At 73.8% G+C, this 22019-nt stretch carries 19 protein-coding genes and 1 pseudogene; 11 read left to right on the top strand and 9 right to left on the bottom strand.

Annotated elements, in window-relative coordinates:
- Nucleotides 1-16 precede the first annotated feature (16 nt).
- Nucleotides 17-1747 carry an alpha/beta fold hydrolase gene (locus tag J2S41_RS09925; RefSeq protein ID WP_310365875.1) on the bottom strand — a complete coding sequence of 577 codons (1731 nt, stop codon included), beginning with the start codon at nt 1745-1747 and terminating at the stop codon, nt 17-19.
- 113 nt (nt 1748-1860) lie between these two features.
- On the opposite strand from J2S41_RS09925, the pseudogene J2S41_RS09920 reads away from it, so the two are divergent.
- Nucleotides 1861-2133: pseudogene (locus tag J2S41_RS09920) on the top strand (ATP-binding cassette domain-containing protein); the annotation flags it as partial.
- 134 nt (nt 2134-2267) lie between these two features.
- On the opposite strand, the gene J2S41_RS09915 reads toward J2S41_RS09920, so the two are convergent.
- Nucleotides 2268-3998 carry an alpha/beta fold hydrolase gene (locus J2S41_RS09915; RefSeq protein ID WP_310365872.1) on the bottom strand — a complete coding sequence of 577 codons (1731 nt, stop codon included), beginning with the start codon at nt 3996-3998 and terminating at the stop codon, nt 2268-2270.
- A gap of 155 nt (nt 3999-4153) precedes the next feature.
- On the opposite strand from J2S41_RS09915, the gene J2S41_RS09910 reads away from it, so the two are divergent.
- The 3 genes from J2S41_RS09910 to J2S41_RS09900 all read left to right on the top strand — a co-directional run bounded on the left by J2S41_RS09910 (nt 4154) and on the right by J2S41_RS09900 (nt 7012).
- Entirely contained in the window at nt 4154-4795 is a 642-nt protein-coding gene (locus tag J2S41_RS09910) for a response regulator (protein WP_310365869.1), read from the top strand.
- Nucleotides 4796-4837: 42 nt separating this feature from the next.
- Entirely contained in the window at nt 4838-6337 is a 1500-nt protein-coding gene (locus J2S41_RS09905; RefSeq protein WP_310365866.1) for a glycoside hydrolase family 43 protein, read from the top strand.
- 129 nt (nt 6338-6466) lie between these two features.
- Nucleotides 6467-7012, top strand: a complete 546-nt coding sequence (locus tag J2S41_RS09900; protein WP_310365865.1) for a GAF domain-containing protein — start codon at nt 6467-6469, stop codon at nt 7010-7012.
- A gap of 21 nt (nt 7013-7033) precedes the next feature.
- Here J2S41_RS09900 and J2S41_RS09895 read toward each other — a convergent pair whose 3' ends face one another.
- Nucleotides 7034-8212, bottom strand: coding sequence for a lycopene cyclase family protein (locus J2S41_RS09895; protein WP_310365863.1), 1179 nt, complete (start codon nt 8210-8212; stop codon nt 7034-7036).
- A 126-nt stretch (nt 8213-8338) separates the two neighbouring features.
- On the opposite strand from J2S41_RS09895, the gene J2S41_RS09890 reads away from it, so the two are divergent.
- Nucleotides 8339-9091: an alpha/beta fold hydrolase gene (locus J2S41_RS09890; protein ID WP_310365861.1), complete on the top strand. Its 753-nt coding sequence runs from the start codon at nt 8339-8341 to the stop codon at nt 9089-9091.
- Here J2S41_RS09890 and J2S41_RS09885 read toward each other — a convergent pair.
- The 3 genes from J2S41_RS09885 to J2S41_RS09875 all read right to left on the bottom strand — a co-directional run bounded on the left by J2S41_RS09885 (nt 9078) and on the right by J2S41_RS09875 (nt 12301).
- The gene (locus J2S41_RS09885) at nt 9078-10028 is read right to left on the bottom strand and encodes an anti-sigma factor RsbA family regulatory protein (protein ID WP_310365858.1); all 951 of its coding nucleotides are present in this window, start codon (nt 10026-10028) and stop codon (nt 9078-9080) included. The two genes, J2S41_RS09890 and J2S41_RS09885, sit on opposite strands and share 14 nt — an antisense overlap.
- Entirely contained in the window at nt 10025-10834 is an 810-nt protein-coding gene (locus J2S41_RS09880) for an MEDS and STAS domain-containing protein (protein WP_310365855.1), read from the bottom strand. Before J2S41_RS09880 ends, J2S41_RS09885 begins: the two co-directional genes overlap by 4 nt.
- Nucleotides 10835-10909: 75 nt before the next feature.
- On the bottom strand, nt 10910-12301 hold the full coding sequence (locus tag J2S41_RS09875; protein ID WP_310365854.1) for an SDR family NAD(P)-dependent oxidoreductase: 1392 nt from the start codon (nt 12299-12301) through the stop codon (nt 10910-10912).
- Nucleotides 12302-12781: 480 nt separating this feature from the next.
- On the opposite strand from J2S41_RS09875, the gene J2S41_RS09870 reads away from it, so the two are divergent.
- The 4 genes from J2S41_RS09870 to J2S41_RS09855 all read left to right on the top strand — a co-directional run bounded on the left by J2S41_RS09870 (nt 12782) and on the right by J2S41_RS09855 (nt 15961).
- A complete protein-coding gene (locus J2S41_RS09870) occupies nt 12782-13192 on the top strand; it encodes a rhodanese-like domain-containing protein (RefSeq protein WP_310365852.1) in 411 nt (136 codons plus the stop codon).
- A gap of 224 nt (nt 13193-13416) precedes the next feature.
- The gene (locus J2S41_RS09865) at nt 13417-14220 is read left to right on the top strand and encodes an alpha/beta hydrolase (RefSeq protein ID WP_310365850.1); all 804 of its coding nucleotides are present in this window, start codon (nt 13417-13419) and stop codon (nt 14218-14220) included.
- A gap of 59 nt (nt 14221-14279) precedes the next feature.
- On the top strand, nt 14280-15242 hold the full coding sequence (locus J2S41_RS09860; protein ID WP_310365848.1) for a zinc-binding dehydrogenase: 963 nt from the start codon (nt 14280-14282) through the stop codon (nt 15240-15242).
- 95 nt (nt 15243-15337) lie between these two features.
- Nucleotides 15338-15961, top strand: coding sequence for a GntR family transcriptional regulator (locus tag J2S41_RS09855; protein ID WP_310365847.1), 624 nt, complete (start codon nt 15338-15340; stop codon nt 15959-15961).
- Nucleotides 15962-16025: 64 nt separating this feature from the next.
- Here the strand turns inward: J2S41_RS09855 and J2S41_RS09850 are convergent, their stop codons facing one another.
- The 3 genes from J2S41_RS09850 to J2S41_RS09840 are packed head-to-tail and all read right to left on the bottom strand — an operon-like array spanning nt 16026 to nt 20597.
- Nucleotides 16026-16628 carry a TetR/AcrR family transcriptional regulator gene (locus tag J2S41_RS09850; protein ID WP_310365844.1) on the bottom strand — a complete coding sequence of 201 codons (603 nt, stop codon included), beginning with the start codon at nt 16626-16628 and terminating at the stop codon, nt 16026-16028.
- 58 nt (nt 16629-16686) lie between these two features.
- A complete protein-coding gene (locus J2S41_RS09845) occupies nt 16687-18117 on the bottom strand; it encodes a family 43 glycosylhydrolase (RefSeq protein ID WP_310365841.1) in 1431 nt (476 codons plus the stop codon).
- A gap of 11 nt (nt 18118-18128) precedes the next feature.
- Entirely contained in the window at nt 18129-20597 is a 2469-nt protein-coding gene (locus J2S41_RS09840) for an alpha-L-arabinofuranosidase family protein (protein ID WP_310365838.1), read from the bottom strand.
- A 125-nt stretch (nt 20598-20722) separates the two neighbouring features.
- Here J2S41_RS09840 and J2S41_RS09835 point away from each other — a divergent pair, with 125 nt between their 5' ends.
- Both J2S41_RS09835 and J2S41_RS09830 read left to right on the top strand, forming a co-directional pair.
- A complete protein-coding gene (locus J2S41_RS09835) occupies nt 20723-21067 on the top strand; it encodes a PadR family transcriptional regulator (RefSeq protein ID WP_310365836.1) in 345 nt (114 codons plus the stop codon).
- Nucleotides 21064-21816: a hypothetical protein gene (locus J2S41_RS09830; protein ID WP_310365834.1), complete on the top strand. Its 753-nt coding sequence runs from the start codon at nt 21064-21066 to the stop codon at nt 21814-21816. Before J2S41_RS09835 ends, J2S41_RS09830 begins: the two co-directional genes overlap by 4 nt.
- Nucleotides 21817-22019: the final 203 nt, after the last annotated feature.

Genomic DNA, 22019 nt, shown 5'->3' with positions numbered 1-22019 from the left:
ACCATCGACGGTGAGGTCAGTCCGCCAGACCCAGCGGCGTGTTGCCCTCACTGATCATGTTCTGCACCTCGGCGCGCAGCTCGGCCAGCGGCGCGACGGACGACTCGGACATCGTCGCGGCCGCGCGAGTGCGGACCGGGCCGTCCACCGGGAACACCTCGGTCTCCTCAGGCAGCGGGAGGCCGGGGCAGGTGGCCGAGCCGGGACGCGAGTTGCGCAGCAGGAACACGTTCACCATGCCGTCCACGCACGGGTTGCCCTCGAAGGCGTACTGCCCGTGGAACGGGCTGTCGTCCACCGAGATCATGCTCACTCCGGGCGCGGCCTGGGCAGCGGCGCGGGCCTGCTCGTACCCGGTCTGCGGGTCGAACTCGCTCTGCACCATCAGCACCCGGCCGGTGACCTCCGCGGGCAGCTGCGGCAGCTCCTGGCGCGGCGCGTCCGACCAGAACGCGCACGGCTCGAGGCCGATGCCGTACAGCCAGCCGAACAGCGGGTACCGCGGGCCCTGCTCGTCGCTGAGCCGCTTGTACCACGCGGCCGAGCGGGTCGGCTGGTCACCGCAGGCCACCGCGAAACGGGTGACCGGCGCGTGCAGGTAATCCTCGGGGTCGTCGGCGAGCGCCTCGGCGACCGCGGCGGGCGTCAGTTCGGCCAGCGGCAGGCCGAAACGCTCCCGGGACCGCGCGTCCAGCGCCGGTGCGAGAGCGGAATCGACCAGCGTGGGCTCCTCCTGGTCCGCGCCGGACACGCTCAGCACGAACACCAGCGCGGCCACCACCCAGGCCTGCGACGAGCCCATGCCGACGAACACGCGGTCGTAGACGTCCGGGCTCTCGCCCTGGGCGGCGAACCAGGCACGGCCCCGCTCCCGGCTGGCCTTGGCCTCCGCCGGCGTGGCGCCGACGACGTCCGGGAACTGCCGGGCCATCCACGGCAGGAATTGGTCGTCCAAGAGCCGCTGGTTGATCGGCGGCCACGACTCGAACGCGGCCTGATACCGGCCCTGGAAGTTCACGTTGGAGTCCAGCACCATCTTGCCAGCGCTGCCCGGGAACAGCGACGCGTACTTGGCACCGAGCCAGGTGCCGTAGGAGTAGCCGAGGTAGTCCAGCCGCGGCTCGCCGAGCAGGATCCGGATCAGCTCCATGTCGTGCGCGGTCTGCCAGGTGGTGATGAACGGGGCGAGCGCCACGCTCTGGCAGGCCTCCGCGATCGCGCGGGGTGCCTTCTGGTGCTCGGCGATGCTCTCCGCCGACCGGTCCCGGGCATCGAGGTCGAGGCGCTGGGAGAGTCGGTCGAGCGGTACCGCGCAGGTCTCCGCCTCGGGCGAGTTGCCGCCCTGCTGCCCGGTGCCGCGCGGGTCCATCCCGATCAGCGCGTACCGCTCGTGCAGTCCGGGCTGCGCCGCGGCCAGCGCGCTGGGCATCGACGTCGCCTGGACGCCGGGGCCGCCCGGATTGATCAGTAGGGAGCCGAGTTTCTCACCGCTCGGGGCGATCCGGCTGATGGAGACCTGGATGGTGCGCCCGTTGCCGGGCGTGGCCCAGTCGCGGGCCACCGTGATGACCGCGCACTCGGCGGGCCGCGCATCCGGCTCCGGGGTGAACGCGCACGGCCCCCAGGTCACCTCCTGGTCGGCGAACGCGGCGAACGGGTCGACCGCGGCGCTGGCCGGAACACCGCTCCCGGTGATCACCAGCGCCGTGGTGAGCATGATCGCGGCGCCCGCGGTGGATCTACGCACGGTAGTCCTTTCGTGGCAGGGATCTGGTGGCATCGATATCACCATCGCGAGCGCCTCCGCGTCACGGCGGATTGATGAGAGGTAGTACTTTCGGAGGAGGAACCGTAGGCAGCCGGTGCATCGAGGCGGGCCGCCGCGGACTCGGCGTGGTCTTCCAGGATCCGGCCGCCGCGCTGGACCCGCGCCGCACGGTCGGCGACAGCATCGCGGAGCCGGTCGAGCTGCACGCCCGCGGCACCGGCGCGCGCACCCGGGTGGCCGAGCTGCTGGAGGCGGTACGGCTGGACGCGTCGTTCGCCGAGCGGTACCCGCACGAGCTGTCCGGCGGTCAGCGCCAGCGGGTGGTGATCGCGCGGGCGCTGGCGCTGCGGCCGTCACTGCCCGTACGCCCAGCGGCTGCTCGCCGCGGCCCCGGTCCCGGACCCGCGGGCGCAGCGGGTCCGCCACGCCGCCACGTCGGACGCGTGAGGTGCGCGGGCTCCGCGGAGCCCGCGCACCCCGTCATCGGATCGGCGTCAGGTCAGCGGCCCACGCCCGGCGGCGTGTTCACCTCACTGATCATGTCCTGCACCGCGGCGCGCAGCCCGGGCAGCGGCGCGACCGACGAGGCCGACATCGTCGCGGCGGCCGGCGTGCGGACCGGGCCGTCCACCGGGAACACCTCGGTCTCGGCCGGCAGCGGCAGGCCCGGGCAGGTGCCCGAGGCCGGACGCGAGTTGTGCAGCAGGAACACGTTCACCATGCCGTCCACGCACGGGTTTCCCTCGAACGCGTACTGACCGTGGAACGGGCTGTCGTCCACCGACACCATGCTGACGCCGGGCGCGGCCCGGACCGCGCCGCGGGCCTGCTCGTAGCCGGTCTGCGGGTCGAACTCGCTCTGCACCACCAGCAGCCGGCCGGTGACCTCCGCGGGCAGCTGCGGAAGCTGCTGGCGCGGCGCGTCCGACCAGAACGCGCACGGCTCGGTGTAGATGCCGTACTCCCAGCCCAGCAGCGGGTAGCGCGGGCCCTGCTCGTCGCTGAGCCGCTTGTACCAGGCGGCCGATCGGGTCGGCTGGTCACCGCAGGCCACCGCGAGCCGGGTGGTCGGCACGAGCCCGTAGTCCTCCGGGTCGTCCGCGAGCGCCTTGGCGGCCACCGCGGGCGTCAGCTCGCCCAGCGGCACGCCGAACCGCTCCCGGGACTGCGCGTCCAGCATCGGCGCGAGAGGGGAGTCGGTCAGCGTGGGCTCCCCACCGTTGGCGCCGGTCACGCCGATCGTGAACACCAGCGCGGCCAGCATCCAGGCGAACGGCGAGCCGAGGCCGGCGAACGCGAGGTCGTAGTCGTTCGGGCTGACCTCCTGGGCCGCGAACCAGACCCGGGCCCGCTCCCAGTTGGCCTTGGCCTCCTCGGGCGTGGTGCCGACCACGTCCGGGAACTGCCGCGTCATCCACGGCAGGAACTGGGCGTCGAAGAGCCGCTGGTTGATCGGCGGCCAGGCCTCGAACGTGGCCTGCAGGCGGCCCTGGAAGTTCATGCTGGAGTCCAGCACCATCTTGCCGGCGCTGCCCGGGAACAGCGACGCGTACTTGGCACCGAGCCAGGTGCCGTACGAGTAGCCGAGGTAGTCCAGCCGCGGCTCGCCGAGCAGGATCCGGATCAGCTCCATGTCGTGCGCGGTCTGCCAGGTGGTGATGAACGGCGCGAGCGCCTCGCTCTGGCAGGCCTCCGCCATCGCGCGCGGCAGTTTCTGGTGCTCGGCGATGCTCTCCGCCGACCGGTCCCGGGCGTCCAGGTCGGTGCGCTGGGAGATCCGGTCGAGCGGCACCTCGCAGGTCTCGAACTCGGGCGTGGTGCCGCCCTCCTGCCCGGTGCCGCGCGGGTCCATCCCGATCAGCGCGTAGCGCTCGTGCAGTCCGGGCTGGACGGCGGCCAGCGCGCCGGGCAGCGACGTGCCCTGACCACCCGGGCCGCCCGGGTTGATGAGCAGGGAGCCGAGCTTCTCACCGCTCGCGGCGACCCGGCTGATGGAGACCTGGATGGTGCGCCCGTTGCCGGGCGTGGCCCAGTCGCGGGCCACCGTGATGACCGCGCACTCGGCGGGCCGCGCATCCGGCTCCGGGGTGAACGCGCACGGCCCCCAGGTCACCTCCTGGTCGGCGAACGCGGCGAACGGGTCGACCGCGGCGCTGGCCGGAACACCGCTCCCGGTGATCACCAGCGCCGTGGTGAGCATGATCGCGGCGCCCGCGGTGGATCTACGCACGGTAGTCCTTTCGTGGCAGGGATCTGGTGGCATCGATATCACCATCGCGAGCGCCTCCGCGTCACGGCGGATTGCCGAAAGGTAGTACTTTCGGACGAGGAACCGCAGGCAACCGGTGGGTCGAGGCGGGCCGCGGCACCGACGAGGGGAGACCGATGCCGATTCGGGTCCTGGTGGCCGACGATCAGAGCCTGATCCGCGCCGCGTTCCGGCTCATCCTCGACGCCGAGCCGGACATCGAGGTGATCAGCGAGGCCGCCGACGGGGAGGCCGCGGTGCGGCTGGCCCGCGCGCTGCGCCCGGACGTGACGCTGATGGACCTGCGCATGCCCAAGCTGGACGGCGTGCGCGCCACCGAGCTCCTGGCCGGCCCGGGGGTGACCGACCCGCTCAAGGTGGTGGTGGTGACCACCTACGACGTCGACGAAAGCATCTACGCCGCGCTGCAAGCCGGGGCCTGCGGCTTCCTGCTCAAGGACGTGGGGCCCGGGTGGCTGGCCGAGGCGGTGCGCGCCGCGGCCAAGGGCGAGGCGCTGGTCTCGCCGTCGGTGACCGTACGGCTGCTGCGGCACATCACCGAGCGCGCCGCGGAGCGCGCCGACCTGCCGCTGACCGGCCGCGAGCTGGACGTGGTGCTCGCGGTGGCCCGCGGCAGCACCAACGCGGAGATCGCCGCCGACCTGCGCATCTCGCTGTCGACCGTGAAGTCGCACCTGGCGAGCGTGCAGGAGAAGCTGGCCGCGCGGAACCGTACCGAGATCGCGATCTGGGCCTGGCAGCGGCGGCTGGTCGTCTGAGCCACCCTTGACGGCGGCGGGCGAACGGGACAGCATCGTCCAATGTCGATACTCGGAGGTTTCGCGAAGAGGGTAACCGCCGTCGCCGTCGTGCTGGCCGCCACCGTGGCGGGCTCACCCGCCGCGGCCGCGCCACCGGACCACACCACCGCCGAGGCGGGGAACCCGTTCGTCGGCGGCTGGTACGCCGACCCGGACGTGGCGATCCACCAGGGCCGCTACTACGTGTTCCCGACGTCCTCCCGGCCGTACGACCAGCAGACCTATCTCGACGCGTTCTCCTCCACCGACCTGGTCACCTGGACGAAACACCCGAACGTGCTCACCACCGCGAACGTCTCCTGGGCGCGACGGGCCGTGTGGGCGCCCGCGCCGATCGAGCGCGACGGCCGGCACTACCTCTACTTCGCCGCCAACGACATCCAGAGCGATGCGGAGCTGGGCGGCATCGGGGTGGCCGTCGCGGACCGGCCGGAGGGCCCGTACACGGACGCGATCGGCCGGCCGCTCATCGACCGGTTCGTCAACGGCGCGCAGCCGATCGACCAGGACGTCTTCATCGACGACGACGGCCAGGCCTACATCTACTACGGCGGCTGGGGTCACGCCAACGTCGCCAAGCTGAACGCCGACATGGTCAGCCTGGGCACCTTCCCCGACGGCAGCACGTTCAAGGAGATCACCCCCAGCGGGTACGTCGAGGGCCCGCAGATGTTCAAGCGCGACGGCGTCTACTACCTGATGTGGTCCGAGGGTGGCTGGACCGGCCCGAACTACTCGGTGGCCTACGCCCGGTCCGACTCCCCCACCGGCCCGTTCACCCGGCTGGACAGGGTGCTCGCGCAGGACCCCGCGGTGGCGCGCGGCGCCGGCCACAACTCGGTGATCAACATTCCGGGCACCGACACCTGGTACATCGTCTACCACCGCCGCCCGCTCAGCGAGACCGACGGCAACTCGCGCGAGCTGGCGTACGACCGGATGCACTTCAACGCGGACGGCACCATCCGCCGGGTCACCATGCTGGTCAAGGACAACTTCGCGGACGGCAACGCGCTCGGCTGGCGCACCTACGGCGGCGGCTGGACCGCGACCGGCGGGCAGTACCGGGCCACCCACTCGTACGGCGGCAAGTCCCTGCTGGACGACAACCACACCGACGCGGTCTACGACGTCGACGTCACGCTCGATCCCGGCTCCGCCTCCGGCGATGCGGGCCTGGTCTTCCGCGCCACGTCGCCCGCGACCGGCGTGGACGCCTACCGCGGTTACTACGCCGGCATCACCGCGCGCGGGCAGGTGCTGCTCGGCCGCGCCGACAACGGCTGGACCCCGCTCGCCACCGCGCCCGCGACGATCACCGCTGGCCGCCCGCACCACCTGCGGGTCGAGGCCACCGGCAGCACGCTGCGCGTCTACGTCGACGACCTGACCACCCCGAAGCTCACCGTCACCGATGCCACCTTCTCCTCCGGCCGCTCCGGCCTCCGCGTCTTCAACACCCCCGCCGGCTTCGACAACGTGGTCGTCACCAATCGGTAGATCGCGTGAATGATTCACTCCCGCGCGCCGGGGTGTGTCGCATTCGGGGCTCAAGCGTTGCGGGGCGGGGTGGCGGCGTCACTACACTCGCACGATCGCTGGACGGGGGATGATCTGGAAGGGACAGTCGTGACGGGCGGGAACAGCTACGAATACCTGGACACCGCGGAGGCGGCGGAGCGGCGCAGGCTGGCGGCGGTGCGGCGCTACGTGCTGGTGGACCAGCCGGTGGAGGACGCGTACGACCGGATCGCGTTCCTCGCCGGGACGATCTTCGACACGCCGATCGCCACGGTGTCGCTGGTGGAGCAGGACCGGGTCTGGCTCGCCGCCTGCCAGGGGCTCACCGGCGTGCGCCAGGTGGGCCGGGAGCCGGGGCTGTGCGCCTCGGTCATCGCGCAGGACGACACCTATGTGGTCACCGACGCGGCCGTGGACCCGCGCACGCTGGAGCATCCGCTGGTCCGGGGCGAGCTGGGCCTGCGCTTCTACGCGGCCGCGCCGATCCGCACCCACGACGGCTACCGGCTGGGCACGGTCAACGTGATCGACAGCCGGCCGCGGACGGCCACGCCGCGTCAGCTCAAGGCGCTGCAACATCTGGCGTCGATGGTCTCCGACGAGCTGGAACTGCGGCTCAGCGTGATCCGGAACGCGGCCAACGCGAAGCAATGAGGGTTGTTCGGCGCCCGATCGTCAGTGCGATGGTCTCCGCCGCGCCGAACGATTCTCATTGACCACCTCGGCCGCCGCCCGGGTCATCGGCAGCAGCGGGCTGGAGGCCATCAGCGTCAGGTCCTCCCGCCACGTGGTGGCGCCGTCCAGGAAACGCAGCACCCGGTCGGCCGGGTTGCGGTCGAAGAGGCGGTCGAAGAACGCGACGCCGTCGACCAGGCCGCGGTCCAGCGCGCGCAGCTGCACCGCGTCCATCCACAGGTGCCGGCCCGGGTACGCCGGCGCCGGCACCGGCGGGCGGCCGGCCGCGAGCGCCCGGGCGATCTCGTCGGCCTGCCGGGCCATCGCGGAGAACGTGTAGCCGGTCGACGGCCGGGTCGCGCCGCCCGCGGTGCCGAGCCGGACCACGCGCGCGGACGGCCGCGGCGTGAACGGGCCGTCCGTCATCGGGATCACGCCGTCCTCGACCTCGCGCACGCGCAGCGCGGCCAGATCGAGGCCGAGCAGCGCCGCGTAGTCGCGCAGCGCCGCGTCGTAGGCGTCGCCGTCCAGCCGCGCGGGCGAGAACTCGGTGTACTCGACCAGCGCGAACCGGTCGCTGACCGGCAGCACGTAGCCGAACGAGATCCCCCGGGCCGGCTGCGGCGTGCGGAAATCCATCAGCACCGCGCGGCCCGGGTCGAAGGTGGGCCGGTCCGCCTCCAGCCACCAGCCGCGGAAGTGCTGCAGCCAGCTCGTCACGCCGGGCCGGTCCGGGCGGCGCGGGCGGGAGTCGAGCACCCACGCGGCGCGCACCAGCGGCGTACCGTCCGGGCCGGCGACCGTGACCCGCGCGCCGTCGTCGGCGAGCGCGCCCGCCGGCGCGGTGAGCCGCGTGGCGTCCAGCCGCTTCTCCGCGCCGGCCGCGAGGTCGTAGAGCGGGGCGGAGCGCAGCATCGCGTACCGCAGCGGGTCGAGGCTCAGCACCCGGCGGCGGGCGGGCGTGACCACGTCCACCTCGTCCCAGCTCGCGCTGAGCAGCGGGTCCAGGAACGTGCCGGGCCGGCCCCAGAACGCCCACGTCCGGTCCTGCCCGCGCTTGTGCACCGGGTCGACCACCGCCACCCGCAGGCCACCCACCCCGGCCCGGCCGAGCGCGGCCAGCACGAGCGACGCGGCACCCCCGCCACCCACCAGCGCAAGATCGACATCAACGGTCACCCGGGCAAGCCTGCCATGACCCGGCTCGGCGGGTGTTCCGGGGCCGGTGGGTGGGAACCCCGATGTGGACGTGCGCGGCCGCTGCCAGGCTGTGGGCGTGGTGATCCACTCGAATGGAGGAGAACCGTGACCCGGACCATCGCGGCGTGCCTGGCGGCGTGCGTGCTGACGCTCACGGCCTGCGGAAACGAATCCGACTGGGGGACGGTGACGGAGGCGGCGGGCGAGCGGCAGCGGGTGGAGTGCCGCGGCACGGTCACGCCCGCGGTGGTGCTGGTGCACGGCATCGGCGACCGGGCCGGCTCCGCGTCCTGGTCCGAGGTGCTGGACCTGCTCCCGGACGACCGGCGGGTCTGCCGCTACGACCGGCCCGGCGCCGGGGACAGCCCGGCGCCGCGCGCGTCCGGCCGCGACGGCACCGCGCTCGCGGCCGAACTGGACGCAGTGGTGGCGGAGGCGGGCGCGCCGGTGGTGCTGGCCGGGCACTCGTTCGGCAGCTACCCGGTGCTGATCTACACGGCGGCCCACCGGGACCGCGTCGCCGGGGTGGTGCTGGTCGACGGCGTGGACCCGGCCTTCGGGCTGCTGCCCGCGCTCGGCGCGGGCTCCTGGGCGGACGTGTCGATGGCGAAGGAGGGCCTGGCGCTGGAGACCGTGGAGCGGCAGGCCCGGGACGCGGTCGCCCGGCCGGACGTGTTCGCCGGGCTGCCGCTCACCGTGCTCCGCCGCGGTGAGAACGCCACCGACGCCTGGATCGCCGCGCAGCAGCGCCTGGCCGGCCTCTCGCCGCGCGGCGAACTGCGGGTGGCGGACGGCGCGGGGCACCAGATCCCGGCCGACGACCCGGACGCGGTGGTGGCCGCGATCACCCGGTCGTGACGCCCGGCGCCGCGGTCATCGCGACCCGCACGCGGGTGCGGGCCGGCTCGGCGGCGATCGCCACCTCGTCGCAGAGCTGCCGGACGATCCACAGGCCCCGGCCGCCCTGGCTGCCCTCGGCCGGCGCGCCGTAGCCGACCAGCGGGTCCGCCGGGCCGGGCCCGTCGTCGGCCGCCTCGCAGACGACCGTGTCGCCGGACCGCCAGACGCGCAGCCGGCGCTCGCCGCGGCCGTGGCGCAGGCCGTTGACCGCGATCTCCGTGGTGACCAGCAGCAGGTCCTCCAGCGCCTCGGCCGGCCAGCCCGCCGCGATCGCGCGGACCGTCTCGCGCACCGCGGCGAGGTCGGTGACGTCGTGCAGCGGCCGGTCGGCCAGCGGCGGGCCGGAGACCGGCGGCAGTTCCTCGGGCAGCTCGCGCAGCAGCGAGCCGGGCGCGCGATAGCCGGCGCTGTCCCGCCGTCCCGGGTCGCGGATCACCGGGTGGGTGCGGTGCGCGTCCGCGAGGACCCGGCCGGGCAGCGCGCGCGTGTCGTACGGGCAGACGATCCACGCGGGCGCGTCCGCGAACACCGCGTTGACCGCCGACTCGTACCGCGTCCAGGTCCGGTGCCGCTCCAGCCCGCCGAACGCGACCTCGCCGACGATCCGGGCGCCGGTGTGCCCGGCGGCCCGGGCCCGCGCCAGCAGCGTCCACCAGCCCGCGATCGTGACGGCGGGCCGCCGGTACCACTCGTCCCGGTCGATGAAGGTGACGTGCGGCGCGTCCGGGCCGAGCGCGTCGCGCAGCAGCGCGATGTTCTCCCGGCGGACCGCGGCGACCAGCGCGTCACCGGCCGCGAGCCCGTCGCGGAGGAACGGCAGCAGCGCGTCGCGGTACGCGTCGTCGCTGTCGTAGAACAGGGCCTCGTGGCACAGTCCGGGGGCGGACACCGTCACCGCGCGCCACCGCCGACCAGGCCGATCAGGCGGTCGACCTGTGGCGACTGACCCACCAGGCGGAAGGTGCCCGCGCCGCGCACCAGCCGGGTGACCGTGGAGACGTCGAACACGGCCGCGCCGGCCAGGTCGACCTCCACGGTGGCGGACTCGGCGGCCAGCGTCTCCAGCATGGCGGCGACCGCGTCCCGGTTCGAGGCGTCGATCTCGCCGCGCAACGTCAGCCGCGGCGGCGTGGCCGTGACCCGCATGCGCAGCGCCGGGCGCCAGCCGCGCTCGTCGGCCGCGCCCTTCGCGCACGGGTGCGCCGACATGATCGGGTTGAGCTCCGCGGCCGTGAACAGGCGCCGGTCGTACAGGCACAGCGCCATCGCGTACCCCTCGGCGAAGACCCGGTTCACCCGGGCCTCGTACGCCGCGAGATCCTCCGCGCCGGGCAGCCGCGACGCCGCCCACGCCATGTCGCCGATCGCGCGCAGCCCGGACCAGCCGGCCGCGCGCGCCGCGTCCTGCTCGGCCGCCCACGCGCCGGGCATCGCGGACGCGTCGAACCGGCCGGTCGCCAGGTAGCCGCCGGACGACGGCGTGATCCGCAACTGGCCGTCGGCGACGGCGCGCGCGACCGGCACGCCGCGCGCGGTCAGGCCGGCGGACACGGCCAGCGGCAGGAGGCTGTGCGTGAAGTACACGATCCGGTGGCGGCGGGCGAGGCCGTCGGCGATGAACCGCGCGGTCACGTCCAACTGCTCGTCGTCGGTGCCGACCGTCCAGCACACATGGTCACCCGGTCGCAGCGTCTCCACCATCGCCATCACCCCCTGCCCGTCCTCACCGCATCAACGAGGCTCTCCCCCAGACCGTACGCCTCCGGCGGGTACGAGCTACCAGGCAGCCGGTGCGTAATCCTTCAGGAAGCACCCGTACACGTCCTCGCCGCGCTCGCCGCGCACGATCGGGTCGTATACGCGGGCCGCGCCGTCCACCAGGTCGAGCGGCGCGTGGAAGCCCTCCTCGTGCAGGCGCATCTTCGTCGGGTGCGGGCGCTCGTCCGTGATCCAGCCGGTGTCCACGCTCGTCATCAGGATGCCGTCGGCGAACAGGTCGTCCGCGCTGGTGCGGGTGAGCATGTTCAGCGAGGCCTTGGCCATGTTCGTGTGCGGGTGGCCGGCGCCCTTGTAGCCGCGCGTGAACACGCCCTCCATCGCGGACACGTTCACCACGTACCGGCGCGGGTGCGGCGACGCGGTCATCGCCTTCCGCAGCCGGCTGACCAGGATGAACGGCGCCGTGACGTTGCACAGCTGCACCTCGAGCAGCTCCATCGGCGGCACCTCGTGCACCCGGTCGCTCCAGCTGTTCGTCGGCGCGGTGTCCGGCACCAGCCCGCCCGCGTCGATCAGCGTGGACCCGGCGGTCAGCGCCAGCGTGGTCACGTTGTGCGCGCTCACCGTCGGCACGCCGCCGGTCAGCTCGCCCGCCGCGGACCGGCCGCCGAGGAACTCCAGCTCCGGCAGCGGGCCCGCGGGCAGCGGCTCCGACTCCGCCGCCACGATCGCCGCGTAGCTGCCGGCCGGGCGCCGTACCGTCTGGGCCGCGTTGTTGATCAGGATGTCCAGCGGCCCGCGGGCCGCGACCGAATCGGCCAGCGCGACCACCTGGGCGGGATCACGCAGGTCGATGCCGACCACGCGCAGCCGGTGCAGCCAGTCGCCGCTGTCCGGCATGGCCGCGAAGCGCCGCACCGCGTCGTGCGGGAACCGCGTGGTGATCGTGGTGTGCGCGCCGTCCCGCAGCAGCCGCAGCGCGATGTACATGCCGATCTTGGCGCGCCCGCCGGTGAGCAGCGCCCGCCGCCCGGTCAGGTCGGTCCGCGCGTCCCGGCGGCTGTGGTTGATCTCCGCGCAACTCGGGCAGAGCTGGTGATACCACGCGTCCACCTGCGTATACCGCTGCTTGCACACGTAACAGCCGCGCGGCTGCCGCAGCACCCCCGCGGTCCGCCCCCGCACCCGGCTCTGCAACGGCAGTCCCGCGGTCTCGTCGTCGATCCGCCCCGGCGCCCCGGTCGCGGTCGCCGCCGTCACCGCCCGGTCCGCCTCCAGCACCGCCTCGCGCCGCTCCTTGCGCCGCTGCAGCTTCACCGTCTTGAACAGCCCCGCCGTCGCCCGCCGCACCGCGACCGCGTCCGGATGCTCCGGCGGCAGCGCCTCGGCCTCGGCGATCACCTCCAGGCACACCGCCAGCCGCTCCGGATCCAGCCCCGCTCCACTCACGTCCGCGAACTGTACTGGCCCGCCCCCTCCACCCCCCAATTCCACCCCTCCACAAGATCACCCACGGCGGCCCGCACGCTCCCGCGGGCGGCCCCGGACCCTCGTACCGCTCCCCGCGTGCCCGCCGGCCCGGAGCTGCATATCCGCTCCCAGCATGGTCGCGGCCCGCCTGCCGCCGCAGGCACTCAGCCGGTCCGGGAACGACACGGGCCTCATATTCCCGCTTCCGGCGTGGTGGCGGTCCGCATGCTCCCGCGGGCAAACCTCGCGGCGGCTCCGCCGCCGCTCCGACGCCGCGTCGGAGCCGGTTCCGCGGCGGCGGGAGGCACACGACAGGGCGCCGCGCGCCCGACATTTCGCCTTATGTCGCCTTCAGGGATGTGGTGACGGCGGCCATGCGCACGTCGCCGCTGTCACGGGCGGCCACGTATGCATCGCGGCAATCCGGCCGGATGGCGGCGAAGCGGGCATGATCGGGACATGACGACGGCGGTTGGTGGGGTGGACGCGCTGCTGGAACGGGCGCGGGACGGGATGCGACGGCTCGATCCGCGCGAGACCTGGGCGGCGGTGGCCGACGGGGCGCTGCTGGTCGACACGCGCACGGACCGGCAGCGGGCACGGCAGGGAGAGCTGCCGGGGGCGATCGTGATCGACCGCACCGTGCTGGAGTGGCGGCTCGACCCCGCGTCCGGCAGTCGCATCCCGGAGGCGACCGGCTACGACGTGCCGGTCGTGGTGGTGTGCCGGCAGGGGTACAGCTCCAGCCTGGCGGCGGCCAGCCTGCGCGCGATCGGCCTGCACCGGGCCACGGACCTGGCGGGCGGCGTGGAGGCGTGGATCACGGCCGGACTGCCGACCACGGCCGGGCCCGCCGACGTCCGCGAGTGAGGTGATCTCCCCCGGCTAGGGCGTGTCTGGTGGATGTCGTCGAGCCGAGGCGAGGTCCAGGTGTCGTCTGGGTGTGCGGCGCGGAAGTCCGCATACCGGTGTTGTATGTGGGCTTTCGCGACGTGCGGCCAGGCGGCGCCTGGGCCACGCCGCAGGCCGGCGAAGATCCGCCAGACATGCCCTAGGCTGCTCGGGCACCCCGCCGCCTGGAGAGCGAGTTGTTCATGGACACCGACCGGTCACCCGAGGCCGACGCGACGGACGACGCCGGCATCGGGCCGGACCACGCACCCGGGACCGATGCGGCCGGCGCCAGGAAGATCCGCTGGTGGCGGTGGGTGGCCGGCGGGCTCGCCGCGGTGGCCGTCGCCGCGGTGGCCGCCGCCGGGGTGTGGCTGGCGGTGCCGCTGCGGGCGGACGCGGCGCGGTTCGCGGAGGTGGAGCGCCAGGTCGAGGACGCCGGGGACGGGATCGTGATGCGGCCGGCCGCGGCCTCGACCGGGGAGGGGCTGCTGTTCATCCCGGGCGCCCGGGTCGAGGCGGAGGCCTACGCGTGGACGCTCGCGCCGCTGGTCGACGCCGGCACCACCGTGGTCATCGTGCGCCCGCCGGTGCGGTTCGCGATCCTGGAGACGCGCGCGCTGGCCGCCCTCACCGCGCTCGCACCGGAGATCAGCACCTGGCGGGTCGGCGGCCACTCGCTCGGCGGCGTGCGTGCCTGCGCGTACGCGGCGGAGACGCCGGAGCGGATCGCGGGGCTGGTGCTGCTCGGGTCGTACTGCGACGACGACATCTCCGGCACCGCGCTCCCGGTGCTCAGCGTGGGCGGCTCGGCGGACGCGCTCAGCACGCCGCGGGACATCGGGGAGAAGGCGCACCTGCTGCCCCCGGACGCGACGTTCGTGCAGATCGACGGCATGAGCCACGCGCAGTTCGGCGCGTACGGCGAGCAGGGCGGCGACGGCACCGCGACCATCGACGACGAGGCCGCCCGGAACGCGCTGGCGAAGGCGCTCATCGACGCTTGACCTCAACCCCGGTTCAGGTTGGACGCTTTCACCCGGGAGCGGGCCGAAAGGGGTGCGGGGTGCGGGCGGTACAGGTGGGCGCGTTCGGGGGTCCGGAGGAGTTGCTGCCGGTGCGGCTGCCCGATCCGGCGGCGGCACCGGGACAGGTGGTGGTCGGCCTGCACGCGGCCGACGTGCTGTTCCTGGACACCATGCTGCGCAGCGGCGACGGGCAGGCGTTCTTCCCGCGCGCGCTGCCGTACGTTCCGGGCTTCGGCGGCGCCGGCACCGTGCTGGAGACCGGCGACGGCGTGGACCCGGGCTGGGTGGGCCGGCGCGTGGTGGTGCGCGCGGACCTCGGCTACGCGGAGCGGATCGCGGCCGGCGTCGACCGGATCGTGCCGGTTCCGGACGAGGTCGCGCTCGACCAGGCCGCCGCGATGATGCACGACGGCGTGACCGCGCTGCGCTTCCACGCGCTCGGCGCGCCGCAGAAGGGCGAGTGGGTGCTGATCCTGGCCGCGGCCGGCGGCGCCGGATCGCTGCTGACGCAGCTCGCGGTCGAGGCCGGCGCGCGCGTCGTCGCGGCCGCCTCCACCGAGCGGAAGCGGGCCCTCGCGCGCGAGCTGGGCGCGGAGGTCACGGTCGACTACACGCGGCCGGACTGGGCCGACACGGTACGCGCCACGATCGGGGGTGGCGCGACGCTGACCTACGACGGGGCCGGCGGCGCGCCGGGCGCGGCCGCGGTGGAGGCGACCGCGGCGGGCGGGCGCGTGGTCGTGTTCGGCACCGCGGGCGGTCTGCTCCCGCCCGACGTGGACGCGGCGGTCCGGCGGGGCATCCGCGTCTTCACGCCGCTGTCCGAGGGCCGGCCGGCGCCGGAAGTCGAACGGGTGCTCCTGGAGCAGGCGCTGGATCGTGTCGCCCAGGGCCGGTGGCGCGCGGTCATCGGGGCCACGTTCCCGCTGGAGCGGGCCGCGGACGCGCACCGCGCGCTGGCCGCCCGAAGCGTGGTGGGCAAGTCCCTGCTGCTGATCTGAGGCGTGGAGCAGGCTGTCGGCGAGGTGGCACGGGGTCGTACGTACCGTTGAATGATCTTGATTTTGGTCTTTCATGGTCGCGATATGGTGGCGGGATGACGGCGGCCGAGCGCGCGTACGCGTACATGAAGGAGCGCATCATCCGGGGCGAGCTCGTCGGCGGCGCGCGGCTCAGCGAGGGCCAGATCTGCGCCGAGCTGGAGCTGAGCCGGACGCCCGTGCACGAGGCGTTCCTGCGGCTGGAGGCGGAGCGGCTGCTGACGCTGTCCAGCCGGCAGGGCGCGGTGGTGACCGCGATCCCGCCGGGCGAGGCGCGTGACGTCCTGGAGATGCGCGGCGCGCTGGAGCGCACCGCCGCCGCCCGCGTCGTCGCCGACCGCGTCGACCCGGCACGGATCACCGCCGCGCTGCGGACGCCGCTCGGCTACCAGCGCGAGGCCTTGGACTGCGACGACCTCAACGCGTACGTGGTGGCCGACTGCGACTTCCACGGCGCCGTGATCTCGCTGTCCGGCAACCGCATCGCCGCGCACTACTACGACCTGCTGCGGGACCGCCAGCTGCGCCTATTCCACCAGGTCCTGACCGTCGGCGGGCTCAAGGCGGACGAGGCGTTCGACGAGCACGAGGACCTCGCCCGCCTGCTCGCCGCCCACGACGGCGCCGGCTACCTGGCCGTGCTGGACCGCCACCTGGCCCGCCACCAGGGCGTGCTCTGACCGTTCAGTACGGCGTGAGCGTCACCGGCCGCAACCGTCTCCGCGGCCCGCCGCGCCGCGCGGGTCAGTGGAGCAGGACCGTGCGGAGGCGGTGGTGGAGCCAGTCGGCGGCTCGCGACGGTGGCCAGCACAGGTCGCCGGTGAGGGTGAAGTAGGACTGGTCGTTCAGGAAGTACCAGAGCAGGTCGGCGGCCTCGCCGGCGTCCAGGCCGGGCTGGAGGGCGCCCAGCTCGGCCAGCCGGTCGGCGGTGCGGAACAGGCCGCGGCGCAGGCCGGCGTGCGCGGTCTCCAGGCTCTCGCGGACGGCCGGGTCCTGTGGTGCGGCGTCGGTGACCTGGCGGATCAGCGGTGCCCACTCCTCGAAGACGCCGCGGGTGGCGTCCACGATGAAGCGCAGCAGCGCGTCCGGGTCGGTCTCGGCCGCGATCCGCGCGTGGATCGCGTCGGCGTCGCCGCCGTGCGTGCCGGCCTCGATGAGCGTGCGCAGCAGGCCGCTCTTGCCGCCGCCGGTGGCGTAGACCGCGGGCGCGCCGACGTGGGCGGCGCGCGCGATGTCCTCCACCCGGGTCTCGAAGTAGCCGCGCTCGACGAACAGCCGCCGGGCCGCGGCCAGGATCGCCTGGCGCGTGGCCTCCGCGTGCGCGGTCCGCCGGTTCGGGCTGGTCACGCAGCAGATGGTAAGCGAGGACCGGCCGGAACCGGTCCCCGCGTCACACTCGGGAGGGTCAGCTCAGCGTGAACGCGCCGGGCCGGGTGCCCGCGACCAGCGCGCCCCGCTCGTGGCGCAGGTGGACGGCCGGGTCGGCGGCGAGCTGGACGGTGATCCCGCCGCCCGGCCGCCGGGTCCGCCGGAAGCTGGCCGGGCCGTCGCCGGCCGCGGCGGGCTCCACCCGGACCGTGCCGTTCACCACGCGCAGGTACCGGCCCGGGCGGCTGACCGACTCGATCGACTCGGTGCCCGCGCCGGCCAGGCCCGGCACGAACCGGAACTGTGTGTTCTCCAGGTCGCGCGGCGCGACCGGCACCGTGACCGTGCCGTCCGCGGGGTCGTGCCGGACGAACGCGTCGCGCACGCCGGCCGGGGAGATGCGCACGATCGGGCCGCCGGTGCCGACCGGGATGCCGAACATCGGCGTGCCGTCCGGATGCCAGTAGAGCTTCTGCACGCGCGTGTGCCGGTTCGGGTCGTAGAGCGGGTCGCCGGTGATGTCGCGGTAGTCGCGCGCGTGGTAGACCAGCACGTCGGTCACGCCGTCCTCGGCCACGGTGAACGAGTTGTGCCCCGGCCCGTACCGCCGGGTGTGCTCGTTCGTGGTGAGGACCGGCCCGGGCGTCTTGGTCCAGGACGCGTGGCGTAGCAGGTCGGCGGAGGCGGGTGCGGTGAGCAGGCCCATCGCGTAGCGGGCGTCGGTGGCGCTGGCGGAGAACGTCACGAAGACCCGGCCGTTGCGGATCAGCACGGCCGGCCCCTCGTTGACCTTGAAGCCCTGGATCTCCCAGTCGCGGGTGGGCGTGGCGATCCGGGTGGGCTTGCCGCCGAGCGTCCACGGGTTGCTCATCGGCGCGATGTAGAGGCTGGAGTTGACCGCGATCTCCGGTTCGGACTGCGCCCACACCAGGTAGCGCCGGCCGCGGTGGGCGAACGTGGTGGCGTCCAGCGTGAACCCGTCCCACTCGGTGGCGAGCCGGCCGCGCAGCGTCCAGCCGGCCGGGTCGGCCGGGTCGGCGAGCGGGGACTCCAGCACGTACGTGCGGATGCGGAACACGTCGTCGGAGTCGCCGGCCGCGAAGTAGATGTACCAGCGGCCGTCGATGCGGTGCAGCTCGGGCGCCCAGATGTGGCCGCCCATCGGCCCGGACGCGGGCCGCCGCCAGACCACCGACTCGGCGGCGGTGGCCAGCCCGGCGATCGTGCTCGCGCCCCGCACGATCAGCCGGTCGTACTCCGGGACGGACGCGGTGAAGTAGTACCGCCCGCCGGTGCGGGGCGTGATGAACGGGTCGGCGCGCTGCGCGATGAGCGGATCGGCGGTGGGTACGCCGTAGATCTCCGCGTCCGTGCGGTCGTCCCGCGCGGTCGCGGGCGTGGCGGCGCCGAGGCCACCGAGCATCCCGGCCCCGGCCACGCCCAGCAGCAGGTTGCGACGGCTGGTCATCTGTGCACCCCTCACTTGGTCTTCAGTCGCAGGAACGTGACGGAGTTGGCCGGGAAGGTCCGGGTGAAGTCGGACGAGATGCCGGTGACCGTGGTGGTCACGGGCTGGATCGGCTCGGCGGACCGGGTGTTCTGCTCCGCGGGGTCGCCGGTGATCACGGTGGCCCGGGCGCGGCCGTCCACCCGCAGCCCGCCCAGGTCGACGCGGGTGACGGCGGGCCGGTCCTGCGCGTTGACCACCTTGACGATCAGGTCGTCGCCGTCGCGCGTGACGACCTGCGCGACCGGCGCGGTCACCTGGTCGTCGGTGAAGCTCGCCCACTCCACGCCGTCCAGCAGCAGTTTCACCGAGGTGCCGCGGACCTGGATGGTGATGTCGTAGGTGCGGCCGGTCTCCACCGTGCTGGGCTTGAGCAGCACCTGTTCCTTGGCGCCGCCGACGCCCTTCTCGATGCCGCCCTGGGTGTTGTTCCAGCCGCCCAGGTTCCACCAGTAGAAGGCGCCGGTGTCCTTGAGGCCGAAGCCGATCAGGAAGCCCTCCGCGCCGGAGAGCTTGGTGGCCTTGACCGAGTAGTCGTAGTCGGTGGCGGTGATGTCCGCGCCGCGCACCATCGTGTCCTGCGCCGCGGTGTCCGACTGCACGTAGGCACCGTCCACCACGGACCAGGCGCCCCGGCCGGTGAACGGGCGCCACGCGTCCGCGCCGCCGGAGAAGTCGTCCGCGAACAGCGTCTCACCGGCCGGCGTGGTGACCCGCACGTCGTCGTAGCGCACGGAGGTGGCCCAGGTGGAGAGCCCGACGCCGCCGGTGATCGGCTGCGGCTCCAGGCCCGGCCCGGCGAGCGAGCTGGGCACGGTACGGTCGCCCACGTTGTTCATGAACAGCTTCTGCACCTGGTAGCTGGTCGAGCCCCACGACTCGTCGTTGTCGAACCAGATCAGGTCCGGCCGCCACTGCACGTGGTCGATGTTGGCCAGCAGCGGCGCGTAGGAGGCCATCCGCACCACGTCGGCGTTGCGCTCCAGCCCGGTCATGTACGCGGCCTCGGCCAGCGAGTTGAACAGCTTGTTGTCCAGCGACGCGTACTCGCCGAGGAACACCGCCGGGCCGTTCCGGTCGTACGCGTCGTACCGCTCGTTGTGCGACAGGAACCAGGCCGGGCTGTTGTAGTAGTGCTCGTCGACCATCTCCGTGCCGGCCTGGCGGTTGAGCTCCCACAGCCGGTCGAACGTGGCGCCGGTGTCGTCCGGCCCGGTGTTGCCGATCACCGTGATCTGCGGGTAGCGGGCCTCGATCGCGGCGCGGAACTTCACGAACCGCGCGAAGTACGCGTCCGGCAGGTTCTCCTCGTTGCCGACCGCCACGTGCGTCAGACCGAAGGGCTCGGGATGCCCCATGTCGGACCGGAGCTTGCCCCACGTCGACGTGACCGGCCCGTTGGCGAACTCGATCAGGTCGAGCGTGTCCTGGATGTGCCGTTGCAGCAGCGCCTCGTCGTCCGTGGCCCGGTTCTGCCCGCAGCCGGTCACCAGGGCGGGCACCACCGGCAGCGGCATCGCGCCGATGTCCTCGGAGAACTGGAAGTATTCGTAGTAGCCCAGGCCGTACGACTGGTTGTAGCCCCAGAAGTTCCTGTTCGTCGCCCGCTGCTCGACCGGCCCGACCGTGTCCTTCCACTGGTACGACCGGGCCCGCTCGTAGTTCGAGGCCGCGTCGTACCCGTAGTGGCTGCCGGTGTTGACCAGGCACCCGCCGGGGAAGCGCACGAAGCCCGGGTCGAGCGCCGCGATCTTCTCCGCGAGGTCCCGGCGCAGCCCGTTCGGCCGGTTCCTGAACGTGTCGCGCGGGAACAGCGAGACCTCGTCCACCCGCAGCGCGCCGGTGCCCCCGGCCCGGACGGTCAGCCGCCCCGCGTCCGTGGTGCGGGTGGCCCGCAGCGTGCCGGTGTACTTCGCCCAGCCGTCGCCGCGCGTGGTGATCGTCAGCGGTGCGGCGAGCGCCTGGCCCGCGGCGTCGTGCAGCGTGACGGTCAGCGGCGCGCTCCCGGCCACCCAGATCGAGAAGTCGTAGAGCGCTCCGCCCCGGACCGCGATCCCGCTGTTGTAACCGGCGTTGGTGAGCGACTGCCCGCCCGCGAGCCGCAGGTAGGTGCGGTTGCGCTCGTGCAGGCGGCCGTCGTCGTCGGCCGTGGTGCCGGGGGTGATCCAGGCGGTCAGGCCGGTGAACGACGCGTTGTCCGCCGGGAGGAACTCGAACGAGCGGTTCCGCACCAGCTCGGCGTAGAGGCCGCCGTCCGCCGCGTAGTTGATGTCCTCGAAGAACACGCCGTACATCGAGTCGGGGATCTCGACGCCCGCCGCGCCCGGGTCGAGCGTGATCGTGTACTCCGGCGCGGCCACGGAGGTGCCGGGCATGGCCAGCAGCGCGGTGCTGAGGAGCAGGGCCGCCCCGGCCCTGGTGAGGATGCGTCGTCGGGACATGACAGCGACTCCCGGGGGTCATGTGAGCGCTAACACAGCGCCCACAGTGTTAACGACACATCTCCATTCGTCAACGTCTCGATCTCTGCTTGAAACAACGCCGGACCCTATATAGAGTACGGAACATGCCGCCGTTCCGCGCTACGTTGCAAACCCGGCTCGTCCTCGAGACGCTGCTCGCCGACCCCCCGGCCGAGCTGTACGGGCTGCAGATCGTCGACGCCACCGGGCTCCCGCCCGGCACCATCTACCCGATCCTCGCCCGGCTGGAGAGCGCCGAGTGGGTGACCAGCCGCTGGGAGGACGGCGAGCACGCCGAGGGCCGGCCACGCCGCCGCTACTACCGCCTGACGCCGGACAGCGTCGAGCCCGCCCGCGCGCTGCTCGCCGCGTCCGCGCAGCGCCGCCAGGCCCACCGCCGACCCGCCGTCCCGTTCCCGCACCCCCCGCTCGGAGGCCTCACCCGATGATCGACGCCCTGATCCGGGCCGGCGCCCGGCTGCTGCCGCCCGGCCACCGCGATCGCTGGCGCGAGGAGACCCTCGGCCTGCTCGCCGACGTCCACGGCACCCGCCGCTGGCGCTACGCCGCCGACGTCCTGATCAAGCTGCCCGCCCTGCGCCGCTCCCTCACCGGCCGCCCGCGGCTGCTGCCCGTGCTCGGCGGCGCCGCCATGCTGCTCACCACCGTGCTGGTCGCCGGCGCCCCGATCCTCGCCCCCGTGATCGGCGAGGACAACGCGGAGGCCCTGTTCCTCGTCGGCCCGCTGGGCATCGCACCGGCCGTGGCACTCCGGGCGGCCGCGGGCGACGGCGGGCCACTGCGCACCGCGCTGACCGTGGCGGTCTGCGGCTTCGGCGCGCTGCTGGCGGCGATCCTGGTGGCCCTGGCCAGCTTGGACGGCCCGTTCACCGGCGTCCTGGTCTTCGCGGCCGTGCTCAGCGCGCTGGGCCCGGCGGGCTGGCTGATCACGACGTCCGTGGCCGACCTGCGCGGCGGGCACGCACCGGCCGGCCTCGGCGCGGCCGGACTGCTGGCGGGCGCCGCGCTCGCGGTGATGCTGATCTGCTTCGGCGTGGGGCTGAGCCGGGGCGGCCTGCCACCGTCCATGCAGGGGCTGTCGGTGCTCGGGATCGCGGTGCTGGTGCCGAGCTACCTGGTGTGGAGCGTGTGGACCGGGTTCCGCCTGCTGCTGCGCCCCGCCCGCCAACCGGCCTGATCGATTCATCGCCCACCGTTCGAGACTCAGGCACCGTGTTCCGCGCGGATACGGTGCCTGAGCCCGGTACGCGTCGGCGACCGGATCGAGACGTCCGGCCAGGGCGGCTGGTACGACGACCTCACGTTCCCCGAGAGCCTGGAGGACGAGGTCGTGCGGGAGGCGCACCACCGGGTGATGGTCGAGCAGTTCCGCACGCGCAT

The organism is Catenuloplanes atrovinosus (assembly GCF_031458235.1).
In the GTDB taxonomy this organism is placed as follows: domain Bacteria; phylum Actinomycetota; class Actinomycetes; order Mycobacteriales; family Micromonosporaceae; genus Catenuloplanes; species Catenuloplanes atrovinosus.
This window is presented reverse-complemented; position numbering and strand designations above follow the sequence as displayed.